This window comes from Nonomuraea sp. NPDC049152 (genome assembly GCF_040648355.1).
Lineage (GTDB): Bacteria > Actinomycetota > Actinomycetes > Streptosporangiales > Streptosporangiaceae > Nonomuraea.
This window is the reverse complement of record NZ_JBEZDO010000004.1, coordinates 221,589-243,984: the sequence shown is the minus strand read 5'-3', so window position 1 is coordinate 243,984 and position 22,396 is coordinate 221,589. Positions and strand designations below refer to the sequence as shown.

Here is a 22,396-nt window from a genome sequence, read left to right as displayed (position 1 = left end):
ATGCGAGCACCGTTGAGCAAAGCGGACTACGTCTACGAGGCGCTGCTGGAGGAGATCCGTACCGGGCGGATTCCCGGCGGCACCGCGCTGCGCGCCGCCGCCGTCGCCGCCAGGCTCGGAGTGTCGGTGACGCCCGTCCGCGAGGCGCTGCGGCGCCTGGAGAAGGACCGGCTGATCAGCTACGAGGCGCATCACGGCGCGACCGTGGTCGACCTGGGCGACGAGGCGCTGGAGGAGTTCTACGGCGTGCGCGCCGTGGTCGAGGGACTGGGTGCCCGGCTGGCCGCCGCCCGCATCGGTACGGCGGAGCTCGCCCAGCTCAGGCGGCTGCATGAGTCGATGGTGGCCGACGCCGCCCAGGGACGGCACGACCTGCTCGGCGGCAAGTCCGAGGAGTTCCACCTGCGGATCGCCGACATCGGCGGGCCCGCCTTCCTCGGGCAACAGGCCAGGGCGATCAGGGCGAGCTTTCCCGTCCCGCCGGGGGCCTCTCTGTGGCTGGACGTCGAGCTGGCCGGTCGGCAGCTCGACGCGCACGAGAGGATCCTGCGGGCGCTGGAGACCGGCGACGGGGAGACGGCCGAGCAGGTCATGATCGAGCACGTCCGAGCAGGCGCCGCCCACCGCAGGACCTGACCCTCACCCCACGAGCCGAGCTCCAGGACCCTCGGGGGTTCGGTCAGCGGGAGGCGTCGGCGAGGGCCGAGCCCGCCAGGTCGAAGCCGTTCACGTGGGCCAGGTAGTCGCCGGGAACCAGCGGGTCGCCGAGGTAGACGCCGCCCGCCTGCCGTACCAGAAGCGCCCCCGCGGCCACGTCCCACGGGTGCGACAGTCGCCCGTAGGCCACGTCCGCCCAGCCGCCCGCGACGTGCGCCAGCTTGAGCGCCGCGCTGCCCAGGCGCCTGACCGCGGCGAAGGAGGTGATGAGCCCCGCGTAGCGCTCCAGCGCCGCCTGCCCGTGCTGCTCCAGGTCACGAGGGGTCGGATAGCTGCTCAGCAGCATCGCCTCCCGGTCGCGGGCGGCGCCGCGGGAGCGCAGCGGGGTCGCGTTGCACCAGGCGCCCTCGGTCGAGGCGGTGAACTCGTCCTCCCGCACCGGGTCGTAGACGACGCCCGCGACCAGTTCGCCGTCCACCGCCGCGGCGATCGACACGCAGAAGAACGGGATGCCCGCGGCGAAGTTGGCGGTGCCGTCGATCGGGTCGACGTACCAGGTCACCTCGCCGGATCCGGTGGTGCCTCCCTCCTCCCCCACGATCACGCTGTCGGGACGGTGCGAGAGGATCACCTCGCGGATCGTCTCCTCGGCGGCGCGGTCGTGCTCGGTCACCGGGTCGTGGAAGTCACGTTTGGTGTCGACGGGCGGGCGGGAGCGGAACGCCTTGCGCAGCGGCTCTCCCACCGCTCTGGCCGCCTCCGACGCGATGTCGAGTAGTTCCGTCATGTCTCATATCCTTGCCGCTCTGCACGCCAGCTGCAGCGCCAGGCGCTGCTGCGGGTCGTCGAGGTCGGCCTGCAGAAGCGTCTCGATGCGCCTGATGTTCCTGCTCACGGCGTTCCGGTGCATGCGCACCTCCTCGGCGGCCTTGGCGGGCGAGCCGTGGTGGTCGAGATAGGCCCTCAGGATGTCCAGCAACAGCCCTGCCCTCTTCTGTTCCAGTATCGGCTGGAGCAGTTCCCGCACGGCCTGCTGGGCGGCGTCGGAGGAGTACCACTCCTCCAGCATCCGGTCCAGGCCGGCCAGGTCGTAGGTGGCGAGCGCGGTGGAGCCGCGGCGCAACGCCGTACGGGCCTCCGAGGCGGAGGTGCGCAGGCCGAGTACGCCCTGATGGGCGGTGCTGACGCCGCAGCGCAGCTCGACGCCCGCCGGCCGCACCCTGTCGAGGAGCTGCTCGGCGTCGAGGGCGGCGGCGCGCAGGCCGGCCCGGCCCTGATCGCGCGGCGTGGTGCGGACCACGATCAGCGCGCCGTCGGCCATCGCGACGCTCCACTCGGGCCCGACCAGTTCCCTGACCACGCGGCTCGCCCGCGCGGCGACGGTGTCCAGCAGCGCGGAGTCCATGGACATCGACACCGGGTCACTGCCCGCCTACGCCAGGGGCTGCGCCGTCCTCGGTTCCGGCGGCGGCGGCCCTGTGACGATCACCAGGGCCGCCGCCCTCCAGGCCTTGTCCGACCACGGGCCCGTCCGCGTCGTCCAGCCCCGCGACCTCGATCCCGACGTGCTGGTGATGCCGGTCGGCAGCGCGGGCTCGTCCGCGGTGATGTCCGAGCGCGTCGGCGGCGCCGACGAGCCGCTGTACCTGCGCCAGAAGATCGAGCAGCTGTACGGCACGCCGGTCGGCGCCGTGCTGGCCAGCGAGATCGGCGGCGCGAACGGCTGCCTGGCGATGGCCTGGGCCGCCCGCCTCGGCCTGCCCATCGTCGACGCCGACGGCATGAGCCGCGCCTTCCCCCGCATGGACCAGACCGTCATGCAGCTGCACGGCATCTCCCCCACCCCCGCCGTGCTGTGCGACGGCCGCGGCAGGACCGTGGTCATCGACCATGTGGAGGGGCGCTGGCTGGAACGGCTGGTGCGCGCCGCCCTCGAACCGTTCGGCGGCCAGGTGGCGACCACGGAGTACGTCATGCGCGGCCACCAGGTCGCCGCCGCCACCGCGCTCGGTTCGGTCACGCGGGCGCTGCGGCTCGGCGCCGAACTGCCCGCCCCTCTCGTCTCCGGGAAGATCGCCGAGACGGGGCCGATCGTCATCGAGGGCCTGGGGGCCGACCTCGGCCGCCTGGTTCGGATCGAGGCGGGCACCGAGTTCCTGGCCGTCCTGGAGGACGGCGCGCCGCTGGCGGTGGTGCCCGATGTGATCGCGCTGCTCGACGCCCGCACCGGCGAGGTCGTGGACGCCGAGCACGTCAGGTACGGCCTGCGGGTGGACGTGGTGCGCGTGCCCTGCGACCCGATCTGGCACACCGAGGAGGGCCTGCGCCTGGCGGGCCCCGAGGCCTTCGGCCTGCTCGGCCTGCCCGCTCCCGCACGGGCCACGCGCGACTCCTCGTCGAACGCGCCAGGGCGGGTGAGCGCGTGAAGGCCGGAGTCGACGTCGGACCGACCAACACCGACGCCGCCCTGCTCGACGACGCGGGCGTGGTCCTGTCCACCGTCAAGGTCGCCTCCGTCCCCGGCGACCCGGTGGCCAGCGTCGCCGCCGCCCTTGCCGGCCTCGCCGCCCCGCCGCTCGCCCAGGTGGCCGTCGGCCTGCACGGCGCGGCCTCGGCCGTCGACGGCAGGCGCGGGCTGTTCAGGGTGGCGGTGCTGCGCGTCGGCGGTCAGGAGGCGCAGGCCGTCAGGCCGCTGTTCGGCTGGCCCGAGGACCTGCGGCGCGCCGTCGAGGCAGGCAGCGCGATCGTGGACGGCGGCGGCGGGCTCGAGCGCGAGGACTGGACCCCGCTCGACAGGGACGCCGTCGCCCGCTTCGCCGCCAGCGTCGCGGCCACGGCGCAGGCGGTCGCCGTCACCAGCCTCTTCTCTCCCCTCGACGGCGAGCAGGAGCAGGAGGCGGCCGAGATCGTCCGCGCGGAGCTCGGCGACCTCCCGATCGCCCTGTCCGCCGACCTCGGCACGCTGGGCCTGCTCGAACGGGAGAACGCCACCGTCCTCGACGCGGCCCTGTCCGGCTTCGCCGCCGGCGTGGCCGAACGCCTGGCGGCCGCGCTGGCTCCGGTCACCGCCGTCCACGTCACACGTGGCGACGGCACGCTGATGAGTCTGGAGCACCTGGCCAGGCATCCCGGCCTCAGCCTCGGCAGCGGCCCCGCCAGCATGCTGCGCGGCGCGGGCGTGCTGACCGGGCTCGAGGACGCCGTCGTCGCCGACGTCGGCGCCCGCCGGATCAGGGTGGGTGTGCTGGCGGGCGGATTCCCCGAGGAGGCCGTCACCGGCGCCCGCATCGGCGGGGTGCCCGTCGGCCTGCGCATCCCCGAGCTGATCAGGGTGGCCAGGCCCTTCGAGCCCGCCGACCTGGCCGAGGCCGTCGACCGCATGCAGCCGGGCGCGGGACGGTTGCCGCTGGTGGTGGTCGGCGGCGGGGCGCATGCCGTACGCGATGGGCTGCATCCCGAGCACGCGACCACGGCCGGCGCGATCGGCGCGGCCACCAGCCCCGTGGGCGGGCAGTACGAGCGCATCGTGCGCCTGCCCGACCGCGCCGACCTGCCCGCGGCGATGGAGGCGGTGGTCGAGCAGGCCAGGGCCAGCGCCGTCCGCGCCGGAGCCGACCCTCTGCACGTGCGGATCGTCGAGGCCGCCGACACCCGGCTGCCCTACCTCCCCGGCCCCTTCGTACGGCTGCGCGCCAGGGCCGCCGGCCCGCCCGCGCGGCTGTGACCACCCCCTGTGAAAGGCATGTTCTCCATGGCGACTACGACAACGGACGAGGACTACCCGCTGGAGCGGGTGCCACCGAGCGCCCGCTACCCCTGGTTCAACGTGGCGGTGCAGCGCTTCGGTCAACTGTCGGACCTGACCCAGTTCCTGCTCGGCGCCACCCTCGGCGCGGGCCTGTCGTTCTGGGGCGCGTTCTGGGCCTTCACGCTCGGCTCGGTGATCCTGGAGATCGTATGCATCTTCGTGGGCATCGCCGGCATGCGCGAGGGCCTGTCGACCTCGGTGCTGGCCAGGTGGACGGGTTTCGGCCGCTACGGCTCGACGCTGATCGGCGTCGTCATCACCCTCAGCCTGTTCGGCTGGTTCGGCGTGCAGACCGCGGTCTTCGCCGCCGGTCTCCACTCCATCATGAGTTGGCTCCCGCTGTGGACGTGGTCGCTGATCGCGGGCCTCGGCGTGACCGCGCTGGTCATCCGTGGCTTCAAGGCCATGGGCATGACCGCGTTCATCACCGTGCCCGCCTTCCTCGGCCTGGCCGGATGGGCGATGTGGGTGGAGATCTCACGCCACGACCTGGGAACTCTCGTCGCCTCGCCGCCGTTCGGCGAGCCCATCTCGATCGCCACCGGCGCCACGATCGTGGCCGGCTCCTACATCGTCGGCGCGATCACCACACCCGACATGACCCGCTTCAACCGCAATACTGGCGATGTGATCAAGCAGACGCTGGTGGGCATCTCGCTCGGCGAGTACGTGCTGGGCCTGGCCGGCGTCCTGCTGGCCTACGCGGTGAAGTCCTCCGACGTCATCGCCATCATCACCGCCTCCTCCGGCGTGATCGGCGTCATCGTGCTGATCTCCGCCACCGTGAAGATCAACAACTGGAACCTGTACTCCTCGGCGCTCGGCCTGCTCAACGCCGTCGAGTCCACGATCGGCAGCAAGCTGAACAGGGTGGCCGTGACCGTCGGCATCGGCGTGTTCGGCAGCGTCCTGGCCGCGATGGGCATCCTGGAGCGCTTCACCGACTTCCTGCTCATCCTCGGCGTCATCACCCCGCCGATCGCGGGGATCATGGTGGCCGAGTACTTCGTGGTCAAGCGCTGGCGGCCCGCGCTCGAAGCCTCGCGCCAGGAGGGCAGGCTGCCGGAGACCGAGCCGACCTGGGTCCCGGCGACGCTGGTCATCTGGGCCGCGGCGGCGCTGGTCGGCTGGCTGAGCGAGCACCACCAGTGGATCGGCATTCCGGCGCTGAACTCCCTCCTCCTGGCAGGCCTGGCCTACATCGTCGCGGGCAAGCTCGGCCTGGTCCGAGGCACCCGCGAACTCCTCACCGTCTGAAGGAACCCACCTCCATGCGCATCGGCATCGACGTCGGCGGCACCAACACCGACGCAGCCCTCATCGGAGACGGCGGCGACGTGCTTGCCACCGTCAAGTCCCCCACCACGGAGGACGTCACCAGCGGGGTCGCCGCGGCCCTCGCGGGCCTCGGCGCCACCCAGGTGTCCGCGGTCATGATCGGCACGACTCATTTCGTCAACGCGCTCGTCGAGGCGGCCCGCCTGGAACCGGTCGCCGCCGTACGGCTCGGCCTGCCCGCCACGGCCGCGCTGCCGCCCATGGTCGACTGGCCGCAGCGCCTACGCGAGGTCGTCGAGGGCGCCGTCTACCTGTGCCACGGCGGCCACGAGTACGACGGCACCCCCATCTCCGACCTCGACCCCGACGAGCTGCGGCAGGTCGCGGCCGACATCAGGCGCAGGGGACTGCGCTCGGTGGCGATCTCCTCGGTCTTCTCCCCCGTCAGCGACTCCTCCGAGCGCCGGGCCGCCGACATCCTGTCGGCCGAACTCGGACCCGAGGCGCACATCTCGCTGTCCAGCGAGATCGGCCGGGTGGGCATGCTGGCCAGGGAGAACGCCACGATCGTCAACGCCGCGCTGCGCCCCCTCGCCGCGCGCACCGTGGCCGCCTTCGCCCACGCTCTGGAAGTGGCGGGCATCGACGCGCCGCTGTTCCTCTCGCAGAACGACGGCACGCTCATGGACGTCTCCAGGGCGCTGCGCTACCCGGTGGCCACCTTCGCCTCCGGCCCCACGAACTCGATGCGCGGCGCCGCCTACCTGTCGGGGCTGACCGACTGCGCGGTCGTCGACATCGGCGGCACCACCACCGACGTGGGCATCCTGGTCGGCGGCTTCCCCCGGGAGGCCTCGGGTGAGGCGATGGTCGGCGAGGTCCGCACGAACTTCCGCATCCCCGACGTGCTGTCGATCGGCATCGGCGGCGGTTCCGTCGTCGCCGACGACGGCTCTGTCGGGCCACGCAGCGTCGGCTACCTGCTGCCGGAGGAGGCGCTGGTGTTCGGCGGCGGCACGCTGACCGCCACGGACCTGGCCGTCGCGGCCGGCCACGCCGCCATCGGCGACCCCGCGCTCGTCGCCGGCGTCGATCCCGCAGAGCCGCTGAAGGTCATCGCCGGCCGGGTGGCCGACGCCGTCGACAGGATGCGCACCTCGCCCGAGCCGCTGCCGGTGGTGCTGGTGGGCGGCGGCAGCATCCTGATCTCCGACCTGCCGGGCTTCGACGACGTGCGCAGGCCCGACCACTTCGCGGTGGCCAACGCCGTCGGCGCCGCCATCGCCCAGGTCGGGGGCGAGGTGGACAAGGTCTACTCGGGTCCGCGCGAGACCGTGCTGCGGGAGGCGAAGAACGAGGCCGTCGCCCGCGCCGAGCGGGCGGGCGCCCGCACCGGCAGCGTGCGCATCGCCGAGGTGGAGGAGGTCCCGCTGGCCTACCTGCCCGGCGACGCGACCCGCATCAGGGTGAAGGCCGTCGGCGACCTGGACTTGGAGAAGATCAATGCGTGAGATCGGCATCGAGCACCTGGACGACATGGCCAGGGGCGCGGGCATCCTCGGCACCGGCGGGGGCGGCGACCCCTACGTGGGCAAGCTGCTGGCCAGGGAGGCGATCAGGCGCCACGGGCCGGTGATGCTCCACGACATCGCCGAGGTCCCCGCCGACGCGACCGTCGTCCCCGTCTCCGGCATGGGCGCGCCCACCGTGCTGCTGGAGAAGCTGCCGGCGGGCACCGAGGAACTGGCCGCGCTGCGCGCCCTCGAGGCCGTCATCGGCCGCCGCGCCACCCACATCGTGCCGATCGAGGTCGGCGGCGTGAACTCGATGATCCCCATCGCCGCGGCCGCCCAGGCGGGGCTGCCGCTGGTCGACGGCGACGCCATGGGCCGCGCCTTCCCCGAGGCGCAGATGGTGCTGCCCACGCTCATCGGCGTGTCCAACACCCCGATGGCCATCGCCGACGACAAGGGCAACACGCTGGTGCTCGACGCCGTCTCCAACCACTGGGCCGAACGCATCGCGCGCGCCGCGTGCGTCCAGATGGGCTGCCAGGTCTCCTGCGCGGACACGGTGCTGCGCGGCGACCAGCTCGCCGACGGTCTCGTCCCCGCCACGCTGACCCTGGCGGAGGATCTCGGGCGGGCCGTACGGCAGGCCCGCGCCGCCCACGCCGATCCCGTCGCGGCGGCGACGTCCGCGCTCGGCGGCGTCACGCTGTTCACCGGAAAGGTCGTGGACGTCGAGCGGCGCACCACCGGCGGGTTCGCCCGCGGCAAGGCGCTGCTGGCGGGCGACGGGAGCTTCGAGCTGAGCTTCCAGAACGAGCACCTGCTCGCGCGCAGGGACGGCGCGATCGTCGCGACCACGCCCGATCTGATCTGCGTGCTCGACACGGACACCGGCGAGCCGGTGACCACCGAGGCGATGCGGTACGGCCTGCGGGTCACCGTGATCGGCGCGCCCTGCGACCCGCGGTGGGTGACGCCGGCGGGGCTCCAGCTGGCCGGGCCCCGCTACTTCGGCTACGACTGCGACTACCAGCCCCTCCCAATCCCCTGACCCCCTGACCCCCTGGCTCCGGGACCACGCCCCGGAGCCGCCCAGGACCGGGGCCGCAGCGCGACCCTCCACCACGCGATCCCAGCCCCGGGTCCCGGACTCCCGGACCCCCGGCGGGGGTCGGACGTTCACTCGCGGTGTGCAACGTCAACGAAATATTTGTCAGGACATTCTGACCTCGCTAACCTGATCACATGACCGCGAACCTGGCGATCGATCTGGACCGCTCCAGTCCCGTCCCCCTGTACTTCCAGGTAGCCGAGCAGATCGCCGAGGCCATCAGGCGTGGCGATCTGGCCCCCGGCTCCCGGCTCGACAACGAGATCCTGCTCGCCGACCGGCTGGGCCTGTCCAGGCCGACGATCCGCCAGGCCATCCAGTACCTCGTCGACAAGGGCCTGCTGGTCCGCAAGCGCGGTGTCGGCACCCAGGTCGTCCACGGCCAGGTCAAGCGCTCGGTCGAGCTGACCAGCCTCTACGACGACCTGCGCCGCGCAGGCCAGGAGCCCGCCACCCAGGTCCTCGCCCTCGAACCGCGGCCGATCGACGAGCAGGTCGCCCAGGTCCTCGGCCTGTCCCCCGGCGACGAGGCCCTCTATCTCGAACGGCTCCGCTTCGCCTCGGGCGAGCCGCTGGCCCTGCTGCACAACTGGCTGCCGGTCGGCCTGGCCCCCCTGACCCCCGAGGGCCTGCAGGGACGTGGCCTCTACGAACTGCTGCGCGCGGCCGGGGTTCGGATGCGCGTGGCCAACCAGCGCATCGGCGCCCGCGCCGCCTCCGCCACCGAGGCCAAGCTGCTCGACGAGCGCAGGGGCGCGCCGCTGCTGACCATGGTCCGTACCACCTACGACGACCAGGGCAAGGCCGTCGAGCACGGCTCACATGTCTACCGCGCGTCCCACTACTCCCTCGAGGTCACTCTCATCGAGCGCTGAGGCCCTGCTCGCCTTCCTCTTGACGTACCAGGTGGTGCCGATGCCGAACAGCACGGCAGCGGCCAGGCCCACCCACGAGAACCCCTTCAGCCACTTCTCGGCGACGATCCCCAGGGAGTAGATCACCGCCGTGGTGCCGCCCGCCCAGACGATGCCGCCCAGCACGTTCCCGACCAGGAACTTCCAGTACGGCATGCGCAGGGCCCCGGCCAGCGGCCCCGCCAGGATGCGCAGGAGGGCGATGAACCGCCCGAGGAACACCGTCCACATCCCGTAGCGGTGGAAGTAATGCTCGGCCTTGGCGATGTGGTGCGGCCCGAAATGCTTGGGGAAGCGCCTGCCGAGCCGGTCGAAGAGCGGTTTGCCGCCCTTGCGGCCGATGCCGTACCCGATGGAGTCGCCGATGATCGCGCCGACGCTCGCGCACACGCCCACCCAGACGGGGCTGACCACGCCCTTGGCCGACAACAGGGCCGAGCTGACCAGGACGATCTCGCCGGGAAGCGGGATGCCCAGGCTCTCCAGCCCGATCACCAGCCCGACCAGCGCACAGATCCACACCGGCGGGATCGCCTGCAGCCACTCGTCGATATGCATCCGGCCACATTAGTCAGTCGGCCGACCGCGTCGAACACCGTAGCGTTCACGGATGTCCGCCGAGCCGGAGGAGCTACCCTGTGAAAGGGTCTGTTCAGGCCGACTACCTGCGCCGACCGCCGAGAAAGGAGAGGCAGGTGATCGACAAGGTCGCATGGGTCCTCCTTGAGGACGGCAAGCTGCTGGGCACCCGTTCCCACGGCCAGGAGGCCTTCTACCTTCCCGGCGGCAAGCGCGAGCCGGGCGAGAGCGACACCGAGGCCCTGCTGCGCGAGATCGCCGAGGAGCTGACCGTCTCGCTCGTCCCCGGCACCTTCCACCACGTGGGCACCTACGAGGCGCCCGCCCACGGCAAGGCGGACGTCACGGTGCGGATGACCTGCTACACCGCCGACTACACGGGCACGCTCACGCCCAACGCCGAGATCGCGGAGATCGCCTGGCTCACCCACGGCGACCGCGACCGCGTCTCCGCCGCCAACCGCCTGGTCCTCGACACCCTCCACACCCAGGGCCTGCTCATCCCCTGACCGTCAGCACCGCCCCCGCCACCAGCGCGCGCAGCGCGGCCAATGCCTGCTCGGCGTCGACCCGGTCGGGCGCCAGCAGCCACTGCTGATGGATGCCGATCACGGCGCCGATGATCGTGACGGCCAGCGCCTCGGCGGACACCCCGGGCGGCAGCGGGAGGCGCTCCAGCCATCGCCTGCAGTGGCCGCGCAGGGTGTTGTGGATCTCGAAGTAGCGGCCTTGGATCGGCGAGCCCGGCTCCAGCGCCTCCACCAGGAGCGTGACGAAAAGCTTGGTGGTGGGCATGACGAACAGGGCGTTGGTGCCCTCCATCAGGCGGACGAACCCGGCCGCCACCTCCTCCACCGTGTCCATCTCCTCCGGCTCCTCGGTGAGGCCGGCGCGGAGGAGGTCCACCGAGCGTTCGAGCACGGCCAGCAGCAGGCCTTCCTTGCTGCCGAAGTGCCACGGGATGGACCCCCTGCTGATCCCGGACCGCTCGGCCACGTCGGCGAACGTGGTCTGCCTGTAGCCCTTCTCCGCGAACAGCTCCGCCGCCGCCGTAAGGATCAGCTCGCGGCTCTCGTGACTGGTCTGCTCTCGTCGCGTTGTCATGCCACCTCCTTCTGTGCTAGCAATCGTATTCTATGCTGGCCAACACAGGAGGTCATTTTGCGCTTCGTCACCTACACCTCGGCTGACGGCGACAGGGTCGGTGTCATCAACGGCGACCTGATCCACGCGCTGCCCCGGGGCACGACCCTGGTCGAGCTGCTCCCCTCGCTGCGCGAGGCGGGCGCGCGGGCGCTCGCCGAGCCCGACGAGACCGTCGCGCTCGCCGACGTCACGCTGAGAGCCCCCATCCCTAGACCGCCGTCCCTGCGTGACTGCCTCTGCTTCCTCGACCACATGCGCGGCTGCCTCAGAGCCGCCGGCGGCACGGGAACGCTGGAGCAGGTCTGGTACCAGATCCCCGCCTTCTACTTCGCCAACCCCGCCACCGTCATCGGACCCCACGACGACGTGCCCATCTCCCCCGGCAGCGCCTGGTTCGACTTCGAGCTGGAGATCGGCGCGGTGATCGGCGCCCCGGGCCGCGACCTGACCCCCGAACAGGCCGAAGGCCACATCGCCGGCTACACCCTCTACTGCGATTGGAGCGCCCGCGACCTGCAGGGCCTCGAGAGCCAGCTCAAGATCGGCCAGGCCAAGGGCAAGGACGGCGCGACCACCCTCGGACCGTGGCTGGTCACCCCCGACGAGCTGCCGTTCCTCGAGAACGGCAGGCTCGCGCTCCAGGTGCGGGCCGAGGTCAACGGTGAGCCGGTCGGCGAGGGCCGTACCGACGCCATGGACTGGTCCTTCGGTGAGGTCGTCTCCTACGCCTCACGCGGTGTCGAGCTCCAGCCGGGTGACGTCTTCGGCTCGGGCACCGTTCCCGGCTGCTGCCTGCTGGAGCATCTCGACTTCGGCGACCTCGGCGCGTTCCGCGGCTGGCTCAAGGACGGCGACGTGGTGTCCCTGCGCGCCGAGGGGCTGGGCGAGGTTCGGCAGACCGTGCGGGCCGGCGCCGCCCCGCACCCCCTCGCCGCCAGGCCGGACCCGGCCGCCCCGGTGCGCCGGCCCCGGGTGAACCCGGCCGAACCCGCCCTGCCGTACACGAAGGGACTGCACCAGGTCGGCGACGGCGTCTGGGCCTGGCTGCTGCCCGACGGCGGGTACGGCATGAGCAACGCCGGGCTCGTCGCTGGCGACGGCGCCTCCCTCCTGGTCGACACGCTCTACGACCTGCCGCTCACCGCCGAGATGCTCTCGGGCATGCGGCCGATCACCGATCGCCACCCGCTCAGCCACGCGGTGCTCACCCACGCCAACGGTGACCACACCCACGGCGGACAGCTGCTGCCCGGCTCGGTGCGCCTCATCGCCGCCGAGGGGACCGCGCACGAGATGCGCACCGAGATGCCGCCGGAGCTGACCGCGGCCCTGCAGGTCATGGACCTCGGGCCGACGCTCTCGCGGTACCTGCGCGACCGCTTCCGGCCGTTCGACTTCGGCGGCATCCGCCTGCGCATCCCCGACCAGACCTACGATCGGCGGCTCAACCTCGACGTCGGTGGGCGCGAGGTGCACGTGCTCAACCTGGGGCCCGCCCACACCGAGGCCGACACGATCGTGCACGTGCCCGACGCGGGCGTGCTGTTCGCGGGCGACCTGCTGTTCATCGGCTGCACCCCGATCGTGTGGAGCGGCCCCATCGCCAACTGGATCACCGCCTGCGACACGATGATCGGCCTCGACGCCGCCGTCGTGGTGCCGGGCCACGGCCCGGTGACCGACGCCGACGGGATCCGCGCCGTCCGCGACTACCTCCGCCATGTCGTCGAGCAGGCCGACGCCGCCTACGCCAAGGGGCTGGACTTCCAGGAGGCGGCGTTCGGGATCGACCTGGCCGAGTACGCCGACTGGCTGGACGCCGAGCGGGTCGTGGTCAACGTCTACCAGCGGTACCGCGAGCTTCACCCCGACCAGCCGGCGATCGACAGGTTCGCCCTGTTCGGCCTGATGGCCGAATGGGACCGCCGGCGTCAGTCGTGAACCCCGTGGTCCACGGTCTCCCCCGGAGGCGGGCCGACGGCTCGCCGGCCCGAGCCGCCGCGCTCGCCGCCGACGGTGCGATCAAGGGCGCAGTGATCGCATTCGCGGCCAGCGGCGCCGCCGGCGTACTCGGGATTGACCCCCGTGCCACGTACCCCTCTGCACTGAAGGTGGTCCACTAATGAAGATCCCGAATGCCGCACACACCTCGCGTCCCTGGCGGATCCACGCCCTCGCGCCCGACTTCCGGCTCGAGGACGTGTGGGCGCTGCCGACGCCTGGCGGTCCTGACGACCTCGCGCTGCTGGTCCGGCAGATGTCCTCCGGCGAGGGACGATTCTCCGGTGCCACCCGTACGCTCTTCGCGCTCCGCTGGAAGATCGGGGAACTGCTCGGCTGGGACCAACCCGGCACCGGCATCGGCGCACGCGTGCGGACACTGCGCGACAGGTTGCCGGCGGATCTCCGCGACGCCTCACCCGGACCGGACTTCCGTGCGGTCCCGTTCACCTCGGTCTACCTGACGGACAACGAGTGGGCGGCGGAGATGGCCAACCGGACCGTGCACACGGTGATGCACATCGGCTGGGTCCCGGACCAGGCCGGTGGCTACCGCGGCCAGATGGCCGTGCTGGTGAAGCCGAACGGGCTGTTCGGGAAGGCCTACATGGCCGCGATCAGGCCGTTCCGACACCTGATCGTGGATCCGGCACTGGTCCGAATGATCGGACGCGGCTGGCGGATGCGGGCCGGCGATCGAAGCGCGGGGTAACCGTACCCCGCCGAGCCCCACGTCGGCCGACGGCACACCGCCTTCCGAGAGGGCCTCCCCGGCTGGCCGACCGCGCCTCTGCACCCACCGCAACCGTGTCGCTCAGGGCCGCAGCCACCGCGCTAGGGAACCTGACCACTGAGTGGCGGTCCGACCCCACCTACCTGTGACAGCGGGCGTAAGCCGCCGTGGCCGACCACACCACGAACCGGTCCGGCCCAGGCGCCCGCCAACGATCCGAGCCACAACACACCATCGAGAGAGTCCAAGGAGAGCATCATGAAGGTTGGCATGGTGGCGAGCCACTATCCGCACGCTGCCCACCGCGAGGAGTTCATCTCCCGCGTCCACCAGGTCGCCGAGGAGTTCCGTCGGCACCCGGGATGCCTTTCGGCTGACTGCTGGGTGTCCGCCGACGCGGTGATTTCGATTGTGCAATGGGAGTCCGAGGACGCGTTCGCGGCGTCGCTCGCTGCCATACAGGCGGCAGGGCTCGACCTCGCCTATGACGAGCGCGAATCCCGCCCTCGCGAGATCCTTCAACTCGTGGCGTCCTAGCCCTCACATCGAGGCGCGCCGCGACAGTTCTCGCGCGTCTGAAGCCGCCCGCCGCAGAAACCCGCTCGCCCGAACGGCTCACCGGGCGAGCGGGCTCAATATTTGCACCGACCCATGAAACGGTGAACGCCCTGGACTCGCCTGGCCTCGGGTGTTTCATACGTGATCGCTGGTGAAACACAGGGTTCGCCGTGCTTGAGGCTGCGTCACGGGTCCGTGGCCCGCCGGGCGCGGAGAGCCCGGAGCTTGTGGCGGTTGCCGCAGCGCTCCATCGCGCACCAGCGCCGGGCGCCGGGGCGGGACGAGTCGACGAACACCAGCGGGCAGTCGTCGCTCGCGCACTCGCGGATGCGCCCGGAGAGTGGCCCTGAGAGCAGCTCGATCATCTCCCGTGCCAGCGTCGACAGCGCTTGCGTTGCCCGCACCGGCGGCGCCCACCCCGCGGTCGTGTCGGCGGCGGCGAGCTCGGGGACCAGCGGCGCCGCGGCCGCGGCCCGGTTGATGGTCGCGACCGCCGCGGCGGGCAGGGGGCGACGCCCCGCCTGGGCGTGCGCCGCGTCCCAGATCGCCTGGCGGAGGGCCTTGGCCGCGGTCAACTCTCGGGCAGTCACGGGGACCGTCGTGACCGCGGCCAGCGGCGGCTGGGCCAGCCATTCGCCTAGATCTGCAGGCGTATGGAGGGCCTCGAACACCGCGTACCGGCCCTCGCCGCCCGTGTGGGCGAAGTCCAGGCAGACTGCGCCGGCGTCGAACCAGAACGACCCTCCCTTGGGGTCGTGCAGCACGCGTCCGGTTGCACTCGCTCGCATGAAACCACTATAAATGGTTTCGTACGAAACCACTATAACTGGTTTCATTATCCGAGGAGGCAACACATGGGTGTACGGCACGTCAACCCCGAGGGACTCCATCGCAGCCCGGCCTTCAGTCAGGCCGTCGTGGTCGAACAGCCGGCGAAGACGATCTACGTCGGCGGGCAGAACGGCGTCGACGCCGACGGTAAGGTCGTCGGTCCCACGGTCGGGGAGCAGGCCAGGCAGGTGTTCCGCAACCTCGCGACCATCTTGGAGAGCGAGGGAGCGAGCCTGGCGAACATCGTGCACTGGCGCATCGCCGTGGTGGATGGCCACACGTTCGACGAGGGTGTGGCCGCCTTCCAGGAGGTGTGGAACCTGGCCGACCCGCCGCCGGCCATCACGGTCCACGTCGTGGCCGGCTTGGGCCCCGGGTTCCTCGTGGAGATCGATGCCGTCGCCGTCGTGTGACGCCCCGGTGGCGGGACCATCCACCGGTCATCGGGTCGGCCCGGTTTTTGCGGGCGAATGAACTTCTGGCGGGCGCCCAGGGCGGCGCAGGCCTGCTGAAAGGCAGGCTGATGCGGTAGTTCTTGGCGTTGTCGGCCAGCACCCGGTGGATGCGATCGAGCCGGGGGCGAATGTGCCGGGGAAGAAGTAGAGCACGGTCCAGACGCCACCCGGTGCGTTGGGCGCGACCGGCTCGCCGTCGTGTCGTTCCAGAACGACATCCGGCATCTTTCGATTGACCAGCTCATGCACCCGGCGGGTCACGGCCGACCCGTCCTCGCTGGTCGCGGTCAGCGCCCCATCGCCCATCACATGTCTGGTGCCCCAATCCTGTAGCGCGATGAGTGCCGGCAGCAGACCCTCACCCTTCGCGGTCAGCAGGTAGTCGTGGCGCGGCGGGCGATCGGAATAGGGCCGCTTCTCCAGTACCCCGTGTGCGACGAGGTGACCCGCACCTACCGGCAGACGGCCGGTCCGCCCGAACTGCTGCCCCCGGGTGATGGCGACGGTCCGCTTCGTCTCCTGGGGCGCGATCCCGATCGGTGGCTTGATCGCCGGCGCGATCGCATCGTCGGAGTTCGGCACTGACTCCAAACCGGCCTAGTGACTGTGATCGTCGTGCCATTGAGGGCGATCACCAGGGGTCGGTCATGGTCACTCGCGGGCTGCCCCTTGCCCAGGTCGCGGCCGTCTCCGCAGCGCGGCGGGCCGTGATCCGCTCCGCCGCTCCTGGCCGCCCCATCCTGGACCCGCGTCACTGACCGCCGGGATGCCGTGCTTTGCTGATCTCGCCTCAACGGTTTCGTGATGGAGAACGGCAGGGACCCCCGATGACGAGCTTCACCTTCGCCCTCGAACCGTTCGAGGTGCGCGTGGGGAGCCGCACGTACCACCGGTTCGGCCTGCGGGGCGAGTTGGGCCCGTTCGGCCAGGCGGAGGTCGAGTATCCGGTGGCGCGAGACGACGACACGAACCTCTTCGCGACCGAGGTGCGCGGCGAACACCTCCCGACCGCTCGCCTTACCGGACGCGCGTACTCCTACATGCCGTCGTTGGGCAGCGCCAGACTGGACATCGAAGGGCGCCAGGTGACCCTCCGGCGTCGCTGGTGGGCGCTGACCCGCGGCGGCCGCGGTCTCCGTCTCGACCACGAAGGCGCCTGCTACACCTACATCGCGGTGGGGTCCGGCAAGGACTTCGAACTCCGTCGCGCGGACACGCGCGTCCTGCTCCGGCGCCGGGGCTGGACCTGGGGGCGCGTACCCGTCGCGGGGCAGGCGTCAGGCCCGGTCAACGCCGTGGACATGGCGTTAGCCGTCCTGCTCGAAGGCGTCGACACCAGGAACCTCACCCTCACCAGAGCGCTGCGCTGGGGTCCGTACCGCCTGATGTACGCGCTGGTGTGACCCGGAGCCCGTCGGCCGGTTCCACGCTCAGTCGCTCCGCCAGACGTGCGATCGTCCGTCGCGGCACCGTCCCGTAGACGACCCGTTTCCGGGACGGCCGTCGACGACGGCATCCGCTCTGGCGATCGGGAGGACCCGCATCCTGAAGAGGACTCCGGCCGGCATGTAGAGAACGGGCGGACGGCTCCGACCTCCCCTTGAAGGCGGCGCCAGACGAGCGCCCGGAAACGCAGGAGGCAGTGAGATGAGCAAGGTCACCTGTGACATGGCGATGTCCCTCGACGGCTTCGTGGCGGGACCGAACCAGAGCCTGGAGAACCCGTTCGGCAAGGGCCTGGGCGAGCGCCTGCACCGGTGGATGTTCGACGAGCCCGAGCGGCACGCCGCGGTGATCGAGGGCATCACCGCAGCCGGAGCCTTCATCATGGGCCGCAACATGTTCGGCCCCGGCCGCGGCGTCTGGGACATGGACTGGAACGGCTGGTGGGGCGACGAGCCGCCGTACCACGCGCCGGTCTTCGTCCTCACCCACCACCCGCGTGAGCAGTTGACGATGAAGGATGGCACGACGTTCACCTTCGTCACCGACGGGATCGAGGCGGCACTGGCCCAGGCACGTGAGGCCGCCGGCGACCGCGACGTCGCCATCGCGGGCGGCGCGCGGACGGTGAACCAGTACCTGGCGGCAGGGCTCATCGACGAGCTGCGCCTGCATGTCGCGCCCGTGATCCTCGGCAGGGGCGAGCGGCTGTTCGACAACGTCGGGGACATCACTCTCGAACCCCTCAGTGACCCCTCGGGCACCAGCCTCATCACCCATCTGACATACCGGTTGATCCGGCAGAAGGGCCGTGGTCCGGGTCACAACCAGTCGATTCCGGCCGCGAACGTTCACCAAGGCCGGTAGATCACGCGCGCGCAGGGGGTGCCCGAAGTGTCCAGCGCCGCCTACCAGCGGCAATGCCACAGATGGCGGCCGGTGGCGCCAGCCTTACCAACAGGCCGTGCGCGAAGGGTGGCGCCCGTCAGCCGGAATGCGCTCCTTGGTCGAGAAGGGCGTTGATCATCTCCTGGATCCGGGCGTGCCCGGTGCGGCCGAGGGCGCTGCCGAGGGCGTCGGCGAGCTTGCCGAAGGGGTCGTCCATCGGCACCTCCGGTAGTTGCGCGGCGAGTTCGCCGACGGTCCACCGGCCGTCCTTGTGCACGTGCCCGCCACGCGACCAGCCGTGGTTGACCGCGACCGATCCGCCCCGCACCGAGAGCACCTGACCGGTGAGCGGGCACGCGGCGGTGGCCAGGTAGGCGGCGATGGGCGCGCTGGTGGACGGGTGCAACGGGTCGAAGCCGTCCGCCGGTGGCTCCTCACCCATGCCGGGGACCTCAAGGGTGAGCCTGGTACGGGCCATGGAGGGCGAGATGCAGTTGACGCGCACGCCGTACCGGCCGAGCTCGAGCGCGCCGATGATGGTCATCGCCGCGACGCCCGCGTTGCCGGCCGCGTAGGAGGCCTGGGTAGGCAGCGGGTTGAGCAGGCCGGAGCCCGAGGAGGTGTTGATGACGGCCCGGTCGACGCGGATGCCGGCCTCGAACCGTTCGCGCCAGTGCCGGGCCGCCCACCGCGTGACCGAGAACGTGCCCTTCAGCTTCACGGCGATGACGTCGTCGAACTCCTCCTCGTTCAGGTCGACGAGTGCCCGGTTCCGTTCGATGGTCGCGTTGTTGACGACGACATGCAGGTCGCCGTAGGTCCGCAGGGCCGCGTCCACCATGCGCTGGGCGCCGCGCCAGTCGGCGACGCTGTCGGTGTTGGCGACGGCCTGCCCGCCGCGGGCGACGATCTCCTCGACCACTGCGCCCGCGACCCCGGCGTCGCCGCCGGAGCCGTCGATGGCGACGCCGGGGTCGTTGACGACGACCTTGGCGCCCTCGGCGGCGAAGAACAGCGCCTCCTCGCGTCCGATGCCGCGACCGGCGCCGGTGATGAGGACGACGCGTCCGTCCAGGCTTCCCATGGTGACCTTCCCTTCATCAATTCGCTACATTCGATGTATCAATACATAGCATGAAGCAATGCATGGAGTGCAATAGGATGTGGGCATGAGTGAGAGCCTGGGGTTGCGAGAGCGCAAGAAGCGGCGCACGCGGCAGGCGCTGATCGAGGCGGCGGTCCGCCTGTTCGAGGACAAGGGCTACGAGAACGTCACCGTGGCCGAGATCGCCGAGGCGGCCGAGGTGTCCACCCGCACCTTCTTCCTCCATTTCCAGGCGAAGGAGGATGTGCTGTTCGCCAACGCCGACGTGCGGATCGACCTCGCCCTGCGCGTGATCGCCGAGCGCCGGCCCGGCGAGGTGTTCCCCGACGTCCTCGTGCGGGCGATGGACCAGATGATCGCCAACAGCTGGGACAGCGATCTGACCAGCGGGCTCGCTGCGCTACGGGTCCGCCTGGCGGGCTCGGCGCCGGTGCTGCAGGCGCGGATGCTGCAGCGATACGTCGCCGCGCAGGACGAGGTGGCCCAGGCGCTGCACGAGGCCTATCAGGACGACCTGGACGAGATCGCCGCCGCCACTCTGGTGGGCGCGATGGTGGGCGCGGTGAGCGCCGCGACGCTGGCCGCCCTGCGGCGCGGCGACACCCCCGAAGGCGTACGGCGGGCGATGCGGCAGGCCATGGATCTGGTCATGTGCTGCCGCCAGGAGGCGGGCTGAGGCGCCGCCCCGCGGCCATCTCAGGGCCGGCAGGTCGGCACGGGCACCGTCGCGCCGCTGACTGAGTTGGAGGGCGATGTCGGCGCCGACCGCCGAATCCGGAACGGTCATCATCACGGCGTCGGAGCCCGCCTCCGCCGAAGCCGTCCGCGACCGCGAGACAGGGCTGAAGCCCCATTTCGGAACCGTCGGCTGGACGGCTCCGCCCAGCTACCGGGCTTTCCTCGCCGAGCACAACACCTTTGCCTGTAAGCGCTGGGACGTCTCATCCAACGGGTACATCGAGTTCGTCGTCGTCGGTGACGATGCCATCGTTGAGCTGAACTCCGATCTCGTGCATATGCCCGAGCATGTGGACCGCGGCGACGGCCGGTGGCTGTCCACAACCACCTGGTCGGCTTCGCCCTCGCCGACGCAGACAACGAGGCGGTCTGGTGCTTCGATGTCACCCAGCCGGACGCAGACGGCGAATACCCGGTCTACTACCACCACTACGACGATCAGGAAGGGCGCGCACGCTACGTTGAGGGCGGGGACTGGGAGGACCTGGCCAACTCCACCCCAGACTTCCCCACGTTCGCCGCCTGGCTGGACGCGATGGCCAACGCGTTCACCGCGCCTGAGCCACCGAGCTGGTTCGAGCAGCTGGGCTCTACGGCCTTCTACCCGGGGCTGTAGGAGGCCGAACGGGTAGGGGTGCGGTCATGGTCGGCGATTCGGGCGTCCGTCCCAGCGGTGCCGCCGCGCAGCGGCTGACCGGCCGCGGCGGGCATGTGACCGTTCCTCCTGCTGGTGTCCTTCACGGCGCCTCGCCCGACCAATCAGTGCGGATGTGCGCCAGGTGAGCGCTTATCAGTACCTCGGGTTGCCGGGTGGGCGGTTGAGGATGAGGTCGCTGGCGCGGGCGATGACCTGATCGCGGGTGCGTCCGGGGTGGTCGGCGGCGATCAAGTGGCTGCCGATGGCCGCGCCGAAGGCGAGCAGGCTGCGGGCCTCGACCTCGTCGGGGTCGGGGCAGAACGTGCTGATCGCGTCGCGCAGCAGCCGCATGCGCCGGTTGTCCACGCGGCGTAGGCGCTCGGCGACGGCCTGGTCGCGGCGGGCCCAGTCGCGGATGGCCAGGTCGATGGGGAGCAGGCGGCCGCTGGAGAAGGTGAGCTGTCCGGCCAGCCGGACGTTGTCCAGCACGTCGCCGCACTCCCGCTCGACCCGGTCGAGGACGTCGTCGACGCTCTCGCGCTCCCAGGTGTCCAGCATCTCTGTCAGCAGCGCGTCGCGGTCGGCGAAGTAGCCGTAGAAACCGCCCTTGGTCACGCCGAGCGCCTTGGCCAGGGCCTCGACACGCACCGCGTCCACACCACCCTCGGCCAGTGCCTGCAGCCCCTCCTCGACCCAGGTTTCGCGCGGTGTGCGCAACGCACCCATCGTATGACCCACCTCACCCTTTCAATCCGTTGTACGGAGCCGTATAACCGGTCTAGCCTCGACTTATACGTCACCGTATAACAATAGAGGGGACAGTAGTCGTGTCATTCGGTTTCGTCGCCTTCCATTACCCGGCTCCCGGGCACGCCGAGGAGTTAGCCGGCCGCTGCCGCCAGGTCATCGACGCGGCGCGCACGCGGCCGGGCCTCCTGCGCGCCGAGATCTGGGGCGCTCCCGGCGGGGACGCCGTCGTCATCACCGGTGCGCTCGAGCCCGAGGATGCCTGCCGGGCGTCAGCCGACGCCGTCCGCGAGCTGGGCGCGGTGCCCGACGGCTTCAGCGACCGGCAGGTCAAGCCCCGCCAGGCCCAACGCTTCCTATCGCGGTGACGGGGAGGCCGACCATGACCAGGAGACTTCCCGACACCGAGCACACCAGCCGCCCGTGGCGAATCCACGAGATCACGCCCGACTTCCGGGTGGAGGACGAGACCGTTCACACCGTCTGCCACCTCGGGTGGATCCCCACCGACAACGGCGACCATGAGCTGCGGATGGCGGCCCTGGTCAAACCCAACGGCCTGTTCGGACGGCTGTACATGGCCGGGATCAGCCCGTTCCGGTACCTGGTCGTCTACCCGGCGATGACCCGGCAATGGGAACGCGCGTGGCGGGACCACGGTCACGCAGACAACCTCGACGGAGCCACGCGGTTCCGCGAAGAGAATGGAGAGTTCAAATGATCAAATGGGCTGGTTGGCTCATCACACTATTCGGAGCCGCGCACACGCTTCTTGCGCTGACGGTGGAGAAAGCCGCGAGCCACGCCGGGACGTGGTTCAGCGGGGGACTACGGGGGGACGACCTCGCCGCGATGAGCCCGGCGAACAGCGCGTACTGGCTGAGTGTGGCCAGCTTCGGCGTGCCGCTCGTCGTGGTCGGCCTGATCGTGCTGTGGCTGGACCGCCGCCGCATCACGCCACCGCAGTTCATCGCCTGGACACTGGGGATCTGGACCGTGGTCGGCGCCGTGGTCCTCGTGTCCACGCCTTGGCCGATCCTCCTGCTCGCGAACATCCTGCTGCTGGTCGGAGCCCGCCGCACCGCCCGCCACGGCAACCCCGCGCCCCACGCCGACACAACGCGGACCCCGTAGGAGACCGCGTTGTGACCAGCCCCTCAAAGACGACCCGAGCTGACGCCAGACCGCCGCAACCCCACGGCACCACCCCTGAGCAGCACCTGCGGCCCCTTCCGGATCGCTGTGGCGGATTTCTG

The 22,396-nt window shown here is 71.1% G+C and carries 27 protein-coding genes; 19 read left to right on the top strand and 8 right to left on the bottom strand.

Annotated features, from left to right (window positions below; all coding sequences use genetic code 11):
* Complete coding sequence (locus AB0B45_RS10020) at positions 1–636, top strand: GntR family transcriptional regulator (RefSeq protein ID WP_358127995.1); 636 nt, start codon at positions 1–3, stop codon at positions 634–636.
* A gap of 43 nt (positions 637–679) precedes the next feature.
* On the opposite strand, the gene AB0B45_RS10015 is transcribed toward AB0B45_RS10020, so the two are convergent.
* The gene (locus AB0B45_RS10015) at positions 680–1,444 is read right to left on the bottom strand and encodes an inositol monophosphatase family protein (protein WP_358127993.1); all 765 of its coding nucleotides are present in this window, start codon (positions 1,442–1,444) and stop codon (positions 680–682) included.
* A gap of 3 nt (positions 1,445–1,447) precedes the next feature.
* On the bottom strand, positions 1,448–2,068 hold the full coding sequence (locus tag AB0B45_RS10010; protein WP_358127992.1) for a helix-turn-helix domain-containing protein: 621 nt from the start codon (positions 2,066–2,068) through the stop codon (positions 1,448–1,450).
* Between AB0B45_RS10010 and AB0B45_RS10005 the strand changes: the two genes are divergently transcribed.
* From AB0B45_RS10005 to AB0B45_RS09980, 6 genes are all read left to right on the top strand, one after another.
* Positions 2,061–3,083: a DUF917 domain-containing protein gene (locus tag AB0B45_RS10005; protein ID WP_358127991.1), complete on the top strand. Its 1,023-nt coding sequence runs from the start codon at positions 2,061–2,063 to the stop codon at positions 3,081–3,083. The genes AB0B45_RS10010 and AB0B45_RS10005 overlap by 8 nt on opposite strands.
* Positions 3,080–4,381 carry a hydantoinase/oxoprolinase N-terminal domain-containing protein gene (locus tag AB0B45_RS10000; RefSeq protein WP_358127989.1) on the top strand — a complete coding sequence of 434 codons (1,302 nt, stop codon included), beginning with the start codon at positions 3,080–3,082 and terminating at the stop codon, positions 4,379–4,381. Before AB0B45_RS10005 ends, AB0B45_RS10000 begins: the two co-directional genes overlap by 4 nt.
* Positions 4,382–4,408: 27 nt before the next feature.
* The gene (locus AB0B45_RS09995) at positions 4,409–5,722 is read left to right on the top strand and encodes a cytosine permease (protein WP_358127987.1); all 1,314 of its coding nucleotides are present in this window, start codon (positions 4,409–4,411) and stop codon (positions 5,720–5,722) included.
* Positions 5,723–5,736: 14 nt separating this feature from the next.
* Positions 5,737–7,254 carry a hydantoinase/oxoprolinase family protein gene (locus AB0B45_RS09990; RefSeq protein WP_358127985.1) on the top strand — a complete coding sequence of 506 codons (1,518 nt, stop codon included), beginning with the start codon at positions 5,737–5,739 and terminating at the stop codon, positions 7,252–7,254.
* Positions 7,247–8,305, top strand: coding sequence for a DUF917 domain-containing protein (locus tag AB0B45_RS09985; protein ID WP_358127984.1), 1,059 nt, complete (start codon positions 7,247–7,249; stop codon positions 8,303–8,305). The genes AB0B45_RS09990 and AB0B45_RS09985 overlap by 8 nt, the downstream gene beginning before the upstream one ends.
* 194 nt (positions 8,306–8,499) lie before the next feature.
* Positions 8,500–9,240, top strand: a complete 741-nt coding sequence (locus tag AB0B45_RS09980; RefSeq protein WP_358127982.1) for a GntR family transcriptional regulator — start codon at positions 8,500–8,502, stop codon at positions 9,238–9,240.
* On the opposite strand, the gene AB0B45_RS09975 is transcribed toward AB0B45_RS09980, so the two are convergent.
* On the bottom strand, positions 9,184–9,837 hold the full coding sequence (locus tag AB0B45_RS09975; protein ID WP_358127980.1) for a DedA family protein: 654 nt from the start codon (positions 9,835–9,837) through the stop codon (positions 9,184–9,186). The two genes, AB0B45_RS09980 and AB0B45_RS09975, sit on opposite strands and share 57 nt — an antisense overlap.
* A 137-nt stretch (positions 9,838–9,974) precedes the next feature.
* On the opposite strand from AB0B45_RS09975, the gene AB0B45_RS09970 reads away from it, so the two are divergent.
* On the top strand, positions 9,975–10,367 hold the full coding sequence (locus tag AB0B45_RS09970) for an NUDIX domain-containing protein (protein ID WP_358127978.1): 393 nt from the start codon (positions 9,975–9,977) through the stop codon (positions 10,365–10,367).
* Here AB0B45_RS09970 and AB0B45_RS09965 read toward each other — a convergent pair.
* Positions 10,357–10,962 (bottom strand): TetR/AcrR family transcriptional regulator, encoded by a 606-nt coding sequence (locus AB0B45_RS09965; RefSeq protein ID WP_358127976.1) that lies wholly within the window; start codon positions 10,960–10,962, stop codon positions 10,357–10,359. The two genes, AB0B45_RS09970 and AB0B45_RS09965, sit on opposite strands and share 11 nt — an antisense overlap.
* A 57-nt stretch (positions 10,963–11,019) precedes the next feature.
* Between AB0B45_RS09965 and AB0B45_RS09960 the strand changes: the two genes are divergently transcribed.
* The 3 genes from AB0B45_RS09960 (at position 11,020) to AB0B45_RS09950 (ending at position 14,275) form a co-directional block, all read left to right on the top strand.
* Positions 11,020–12,945 (top strand): fumarylacetoacetate hydrolase family protein, encoded by a 1,926-nt coding sequence (locus AB0B45_RS09960; protein ID WP_358127974.1) that lies wholly within the window; start codon positions 11,020–11,022, stop codon positions 12,943–12,945.
* A gap of 181 nt (positions 12,946–13,126) precedes the next feature.
* On the top strand, positions 13,127–13,717 hold the full coding sequence (locus tag AB0B45_RS09955; RefSeq protein WP_358127973.1) for a DUF2867 domain-containing protein: 591 nt from the start codon (positions 13,127–13,129) through the stop codon (positions 13,715–13,717).
* A gap of 279 nt (positions 13,718–13,996) precedes the next feature.
* Complete coding sequence (locus tag AB0B45_RS09950; RefSeq protein WP_358127971.1) at positions 13,997–14,275, top strand: antibiotic biosynthesis monooxygenase; 279 nt, start codon at positions 13,997–13,999, stop codon at positions 14,273–14,275.
* A 206-nt stretch (positions 14,276–14,481) separates the two neighbouring features.
* Here the strand turns inward: AB0B45_RS09950 and AB0B45_RS09945 are convergent, their stop codons facing one another.
* Complete coding sequence (locus AB0B45_RS09945) at positions 14,482–15,084, bottom strand: CGNR zinc finger domain-containing protein (RefSeq protein ID WP_358127969.1); 603 nt, start codon at positions 15,082–15,084, stop codon at positions 14,482–14,484.
* 66 nt (positions 15,085–15,150) lie between these two features.
* Between AB0B45_RS09945 and AB0B45_RS09940 the strand changes: the two genes are divergently transcribed.
* Positions 15,151–15,540, top strand: coding sequence for a RidA family protein (locus AB0B45_RS09940; protein ID WP_358127968.1), 390 nt, complete (start codon positions 15,151–15,153; stop codon positions 15,538–15,540).
* 27 nt (positions 15,541–15,567) lie between these two features.
* Here AB0B45_RS09940 and AB0B45_RS09935 read toward each other — a convergent pair whose 3' ends face one another.
* A complete protein-coding gene (locus tag AB0B45_RS09935; RefSeq protein WP_358127966.1) occupies positions 15,568–16,164 on the bottom strand; it encodes a winged helix-turn-helix transcriptional regulator in 597 nt (198 codons plus the stop codon).
* Positions 16,165–16,409: 245 nt separating this feature from the next.
* On the opposite strand from AB0B45_RS09935, the gene AB0B45_RS09930 reads away from it, so the two are divergent.
* Together AB0B45_RS09930 and AB0B45_RS09925 are read left to right on the top strand one after the other, a co-directional pair.
* Positions 16,410–16,985 carry a hypothetical protein gene (locus AB0B45_RS09930; RefSeq protein WP_358127964.1) on the top strand — a complete coding sequence of 192 codons (576 nt, stop codon included), beginning with the start codon at positions 16,410–16,412 and terminating at the stop codon, positions 16,983–16,985.
* A gap of 244 nt (positions 16,986–17,229) precedes the next feature.
* A complete protein-coding gene (locus tag AB0B45_RS09925; protein ID WP_358127962.1) occupies positions 17,230–17,892 on the top strand; it encodes a dihydrofolate reductase family protein in 663 nt (220 codons plus the stop codon).
* A 118-nt stretch (positions 17,893–18,010) separates the two neighbouring features.
* Here AB0B45_RS09925 and AB0B45_RS09920 read toward each other — a convergent pair whose 3' ends face one another.
* Positions 18,011–18,997 (bottom strand): SDR family NAD(P)-dependent oxidoreductase, encoded by a 987-nt coding sequence (locus tag AB0B45_RS09920; RefSeq protein WP_358127960.1) that lies wholly within the window; start codon positions 18,995–18,997, stop codon positions 18,011–18,013.
* 85 nt (positions 18,998–19,082) lie between these two features.
* Here AB0B45_RS09920 and AB0B45_RS09915 point away from each other — a divergent pair, with 85 nt between their 5' ends.
* Complete coding sequence (locus AB0B45_RS09915) at positions 19,083–19,694, top strand: helix-turn-helix domain-containing protein (protein WP_358127958.1); 612 nt, start codon at positions 19,083–19,085, stop codon at positions 19,692–19,694.
* A 372-nt stretch (positions 19,695–20,066) separates the two neighbouring features.
* Positions 20,067–20,372 carry a hypothetical protein gene (locus tag AB0B45_RS09910; protein WP_358127956.1) on the top strand — a complete coding sequence of 102 codons (306 nt, stop codon included), beginning with the start codon at positions 20,067–20,069 and terminating at the stop codon, positions 20,370–20,372.
* Between the two features lie 174 nt (positions 20,373–20,546).
* Here AB0B45_RS09910 and AB0B45_RS09905 read toward each other — a convergent pair whose 3' ends face one another.
* Positions 20,547–21,119, bottom strand: a complete 573-nt coding sequence (locus tag AB0B45_RS09905) for a TetR/AcrR family transcriptional regulator (protein WP_358127955.1) — start codon at positions 21,117–21,119, stop codon at positions 20,547–20,549.
* Positions 21,120–21,220: 101 nt separating this feature from the next.
* Here AB0B45_RS09905 and AB0B45_RS09900 point away from each other — a divergent pair, with 101 nt between their 5' ends.
* From AB0B45_RS09900 to AB0B45_RS09890, 3 genes are read left to right on the top strand one after another with little or no spacing between them, the layout of a single operon-like run.
* Positions 21,221–21,508: a hypothetical protein gene (locus AB0B45_RS09900; RefSeq protein WP_358127953.1), complete on the top strand. Its 288-nt coding sequence runs from the start codon at positions 21,221–21,223 to the stop codon at positions 21,506–21,508.
* Positions 21,509–21,522: 14 nt separating this feature from the next.
* Complete coding sequence (locus AB0B45_RS09895) at positions 21,523–21,861, top strand: DUF2867 domain-containing protein (protein ID WP_358127951.1); 339 nt, start codon at positions 21,523–21,525, stop codon at positions 21,859–21,861.
* Positions 21,858–22,274 (top strand): DUF6463 family protein, encoded by a 417-nt coding sequence (locus AB0B45_RS09890; RefSeq protein ID WP_358127949.1) that lies wholly within the window; start codon positions 21,858–21,860, stop codon positions 22,272–22,274. The genes AB0B45_RS09895 and AB0B45_RS09890 overlap by 4 nt, the downstream gene beginning before the upstream one ends.
* Positions 22,275–22,396: the final 122 nt, after the last annotated feature.